Here is a 5,164-nt window from a genome sequence, read left to right as displayed (position 1 = left end):
GGGACAAAAACAAAGAATTGCTATTGCTGGTGCTATTGGCCGCAACTGTGACATATTACTTTTGGATGAACCTACAGCTTTACTCGATCCAGATAGTCAATTAGATTTGGTGAGTCAAGTTCAAAGTTTGGTGAAAAAGCGAGGTATTACTGCTCTGTGGGTTACTCATCGTTTAAATGAGTTGGATTATTCTGATGGAGCATTTCTACTAGATCAAGGTCAAGTAGTAGACCAAGGCAGTCCTGAACTTTTGAAGCAACGTTTAATTAAAGATTCATTTTAAGCGATCGCCCCTGGACTAAGCCTTTAAGTTTAAACTTCAGGAAGTTAGGAATAGTAGGCGCGGATAATTTTGGGTAAATAATATTAATATAGGTAAGGCAAATTAATTTTATATTTGATGGTCAGGTGAAATAGGTAGGAAAAATTATTTTTACCGAAAAATAAAGGTTTAAAGCCTCTCACTCGCCGTGGAGAAAAAAGCGGTCGAGGGATGGCGAGGTCTCCTCGCTGGCCTCCAATCGACCAAGAGAAGAAAAAAAATTTCCTTTTTAACCAATCCTCTTCTTAGAAAAGAAGAGGTAATTATTAATTATTGAACACTACTGTTGATGGACACAAGTATATTTTTTATTGCCTACTTCCTACTGAAAAATTTTCAATTAATTTTTAAAAGGTATTTATTATTCAGATAGATTGAGATGACGAAAAATCTTTTGGGCAAAGTTGCCTTAGTCACGGGAGCAACCAGAGGTATTGGTAAGGGTATTGCTATTGGGTTAGGGGAAGCAGGAGCAACTGTCTATATTACGGGGCGGTCACTTAATACGATTTCTAGTGACAATGTTTCTGGAACACTTTTAGAAACCAAACAAGAAGTTGAAAAAGTAGGTGGTGTGTGTATTCCTGTTCAAATAGACCACAGTGATGATGAGCAGGTAAGGTTACTATTTGAACGAATTGAAACTGAACAAAATGGGCAACTTGACTTATTAGTAAATAACGTTTTTTCTGGAGTAAGAGCCATTGCTAATGCTTATGGTCAACCCTTTTGGAAAAACACTCCGAGTCTTTGGGATAGTATTAATAATGTTGGCCTCCGTAGCCATTATATAGCAAGTGTTTTTGCTGCTCGTTTGATGAGTCAGCGTCAACAAGGACTTATTTGTACTATTTCCTCTTGGGGAGGAATGTCTTATATTTTTGGGGCAGCTTATGGAGTGGGAAAAGCTGCCTGTGACCGTTTGGCAGCAGACATGGCAGTAGAATTAAAAGCTGATAATATCACATCGGTTTCTATTTGGCCAGGAATTGTCAGCACAGAACATATGTTGGAATTTGCTGAAGATTTGAATACTCAGGATGATATTCAACCTCACGATGTTACTTTCAGGGATAATTTTAATTGGGAAACACCTTTGTTGACTGGAAGGGTCATTGCTTCTTTATTAGAGCAACAAAATACTATAAATTTAACAGGAAAAGTCCAGATTGTAGCTGAATTAGCTCAAAAGTATAGAATAGTTGATGAAGATGGAAAACGTCCAGTTTCATTACGTTCTCTTCGTTTTATAGTGCCTTATGCTATTCCTACCTTGAGAAAGTATACTTGGCTAATTCCTGATTTCAAAATTCCTTGGTTTCTCTTACAATGGGGAATGGTTCAATCTCCTAAAATTTAATCAATTTCTTTGAGTATGATTAAAAATAATTAAGTAGTTAAGGAAAGTTAATTGTATATCTAGAGATTAAATTAAGTAGATAGGTCAATTGACATGCTCCCAATGTTGCGCTTACGCTATAGCCCGGAATTCCAAAACCTGAGGATTTAAGTTTCTGCTTCATAGCACCTACCTCCCTCCAAGACCATTTACTCTTTCCGATGTTACGATCGCTCTACACTATGTTACCAATCCGACGGCTCCTCTAGACACTCCTAACCCAGGAGCCTTATCCACTATATTTTTAGCACATTAGTTTAAAAGCTGTAAGATTGATTGTTTTTCCCATACCACTCTTTCCTACGGGAAAGTGCAGCTTTAGCCAACATTGAGATAAATTTGGCTCTACTTAATTAATAAAGTATACAAGTAGATTTTTTCCCTCATTGCCTACTCCCTTAAAAAGGTTAGATTAATTTTGCATATGTACTTATCGCGATAAAATTTTGCTCGAAGTTATGTTAACTTAGTATTTGTTAACATTCTGTAAATAATTATCACCTTGAGTCATGTCACGCCCTTTAAGACAAACGATTTTGCTTGTGGATGGCTATAATGTCATTGGTTTATGGCCTCGTCTCCGAGAAATTCTCAATTTTCATGGCTTAGAAACAGCTAGAAGAGATTTGATTGAAGCTCTGGTAAACTATAGTGCTAGTCAGGACTTAAATACTCAGATAGTATTTGATTCCCAATACCAATATAGTCCTACGACAAAAGAAATTATTACTGATAGATTATTGGTTAATTATACAGAGTTTGGTCAGACAGCGGATACTTTTATAGAGAAATCTTGTGCTAATCTTCGCCAGGATATCCATTTGTCTAAGAGTAGGTTAATAGTGGCTACTTCAGATAGAGATCAAAAGCTGACTGTGATTGGTTATGGTGCTGAATGGATGTCTTCCCAACAGCTTGCTCATGATGTTGAAAGTGTAGCGAGTCGTGTTCGGAGTAGGTGTCAACGAAGCAAAAGAGCATCAAGGCGTTTTCTGGCCAGTTATTTAGATCCAGAGTCTCAAAAGCGCCTAGCTGAATTGAGAATGGGCAAAAAATAGTTCTATATCATATAATTTTCTGAAAGTAAAATACAATTTATAAAATTATCTTATAAGAAAGATAATAAAAAAAGATAGAAAAAGGGGTTGCAAAATAGCTGGAATCACTACTATAATAAGTAAACGTAGCTCAGGAAACGAGCAAATATTTATTCCTCGGTAGCTCAGCGGTAGAGCGGTCGGCTGTTAACCGATTGGTCGCAAGTTCGAATCTTGCCCGGGGAGTTTAAAAATTATAGGTTCTAGATTTAGGCATAGTTAGTAGTTATATTTTTCTACTAAAACCTTAAGTTCAGAATTCTAGAATTAACAAATTTATGTTTCAGTACGAACATACTAACAAATGGCCTCTATATTGGTCTCTTGACCCAAATGTGACTTTTCTCAATCATGGGTCTTTTGGAGCTTGTCCATTACAAGTATTGACAGCTCAGGCCCAACTGCGGGAAAAGTTAGAAAGAGAACCTGTACATTTTTTTATTCGGGAGTTTGAAACTCTACTGAATGAAGCTAGAGGGAAGTTAGCAGAGTTTGTTGGTGCAAAGCCAGAGGAATTAGCGTTTGTTCCAAATGCAACTACTGGGGTAAATGCAGTGTTGCGCTCCCTCAACTTTTCCTCCACCGATGAGTTACTAACCACAGACCAAGAATACAACGCTTGTCGCAATGCACTCAATTTTGTTAGCGATCGCACAGGTGCAAAAGTTATAGTGGCATCCCTACCTTTTCCTATAGAGTCTCCTCAACAAATAGTCGAAGCAGTTATCAAACACATTTCACCAAGAACAAGACTTGCATTACTCGATCATGTTAGTAGTTCAACAGCATTTGTATTTCCTATCAAAAAACTGGTAAAAGAATTAGCGAAACGAGGTGTCGATACATTAGTAGATGGTGCCCATGCAGTGGGAATGCTTCCACTTAATTTAGAGGAAATCGGAGCAGCTTATTACACAGGAAATTGTCATAAATGGTTATGTGCGCCGAAAGGTGCTGGTTTTTTGTATGTGCGTAAAGATAAACAAGAGAATATTCATCCTTTAACTATTAGTCATGGTGCAAATTCTACTCGCATAGATAAGTCACGATTTCAGTTAGAATTTGATTGGGTAGGTACGGACGATCCAACTGCTTATTTATGTGTACCAGAAGCAATTAAGTTTATGGGTTCATTGTTGCCTGGGGGTTGGTTAGAGTTAATGGAAAAAAATAAGTCTATGGTATTGGTAGCTAGACATTTATTACAGGAAAAGTTGGGAATAAAAATTGATTGTTGTCCAGATGAAATGATTGGTTCAATGGCAGTTGTGAAATTGCCTGATGAGCGGGGGGATAAGGTTTATAGTGGTTTGATTCCACCTTTACAAAATGATTTGTGGGAGAAGTTTAGAATTGAGGTGCCGATAGTTTGTTGGCCTAATAAAAGGAAGCGACTTTTACGGATTTCGGCTCAAATTTATAATAGTTTTTCCCAATATGAATATTTAGCTGAAGCCTTGGTAAAGTTGTTATAGCAATTCCCATACTGGTGAGGTACAAAATTTTAGGTTTGAGGGAAAAGGGAACAGGGAACACTTAACTGGGAACAGGGAACAGAAAAGAAGAAAAACAACTGTACCTCATAACTTTGGGAATTGCTATATAAGATTTGAGATTTTTTGAGAAAATTTCTACTTTGTAGTAATACTATGAATAAATTTTATGGCGTTGCATTATCAAGGGATATTTTGATATGCAAAAATTTAGCTTGATCAATCAAAAGTTTCAGATGCTTGCAAATTTAATTATCATCCCCCAACTATGCAACACCAATTTTATAACTATTAGTTATTAACTTCTTTGGCGAGAATACTATAGGATGAAAAAATAATTTTAAAAATGGTATAGGTTCTGAAGAAGGCAGAAGGAAGACAAAAGTATAAAAATGTCAGATGTTATTGTTAAATCACATAAAGAAGTTTATACAAAAAGAAAGCAACTATAATTAATAGCAAATCTCAAAAGTCTTGCTACATTTTCTTAAGAGTAGGCAGTAGGGTTCTACCGAATAAGTAGTAATTGCGATTTTCTCCTAGAATCCTTAAAAACATTGCTCTTATAGCATTTTTAAAAAAGAATGTTACTAATAGTAAGGGCGATAAAAAGATTTTACAGCAAATGCTCCTTTGATAAAGCGGTGCTACCCCGCGCCCTCCGGGTATCTCTTTCAGAGACGCTCCGCGAACGGCAGTTGCGTGACTGTCGCTTAACCCGCCCAACGCACTGCACTCACCGTCTCACGGCGCAAGCGGTCGGAACCCGGCGAGGTCTCCCGCTCTTTCAGAGCCGCTCCGAAGTGCGCCATGGGAATGCCGACCAAGAGAGGGAACGCGCACCAAGAGAAAA

Annotated in this window: 3 protein-coding genes, 1 tRNA gene and 1 pseudogene; all 5 read left to right on the top strand. The window is 37.4% G+C overall.

Going from position 1 to position 5,164, the window contains the following annotated elements; translation table 11 throughout:
• Positions 1 to 283: pseudogene (locus tag F6K22_RS30880) on the top strand (ATP-binding cassette domain-containing protein); the annotation flags it as partial.
• Positions 284 to 701: 418 nt separating this feature from the next.
• The gene (locus F6K22_RS30875; RefSeq protein ID WP_293107044.1) at positions 702 to 1,682 is read left to right on the top strand and encodes an SDR family NAD(P)-dependent oxidoreductase; all 981 of its coding nucleotides are present in this window, start codon (positions 702 to 704) and stop codon (positions 1,680 to 1,682) included.
• Positions 1,683 to 2,230: 548 nt separating this feature from the next.
• Positions 2,231 to 2,779 carry an NYN domain-containing protein gene (locus F6K22_RS30870; protein WP_293107041.1) on the top strand — a complete coding sequence of 183 codons (549 nt, stop codon included), beginning with the start codon at positions 2,231 to 2,233 and terminating at the stop codon, positions 2,777 to 2,779.
• Positions 2,780 to 2,932: 153 nt separating this feature from the next.
• A tRNA-Asn gene (locus tag F6K22_RS30865) sits at positions 2,933 to 3,004 on the top strand.
• 92 nt (positions 3,005 to 3,096) lie between these two features.
• Positions 3,097 to 4,293 (top strand): aminotransferase class V-fold PLP-dependent enzyme, encoded by a 1,197-nt coding sequence (locus tag F6K22_RS30860; RefSeq protein ID WP_293107037.1) that lies wholly within the window; start codon positions 3,097 to 3,099, stop codon positions 4,291 to 4,293.
• The last annotated feature ends 871 nt before the right edge of the window (positions 4,294 to 5,164 follow it).

Origin of the sequence: Okeania sp. SIO2F4 (genome assembly GCF_010672385.1) — a bacterium.
Classification (GTDB): Bacteria; Cyanobacteriota; Cyanobacteriia; order Cyanobacteriales; family Microcoleaceae; genus Trichodesmium.
This window is presented reverse-complemented; position numbering and strand designations above follow the sequence as displayed.

Coding starts and splice junctions, on each gene's coding strand:
- F6K22_RS30875 (WP_293107044.1), top strand. CDS start 702: ATGACGAAAAATCTTTTGGGCAAAGTTGCCTTAGTCACGGGAGCAACC.
- F6K22_RS30870 (WP_293107041.1), top strand. CDS start 2,231: ATGTCACGCCCTTTAAGACAAACGATTTTGCTTGTGGATGGCTATAAT.
- F6K22_RS30860 (WP_293107037.1), top strand. CDS start 3,097: ATGTTTCAGTACGAACATACTAACAAATGGCCTCTATATTGGTCTCTT.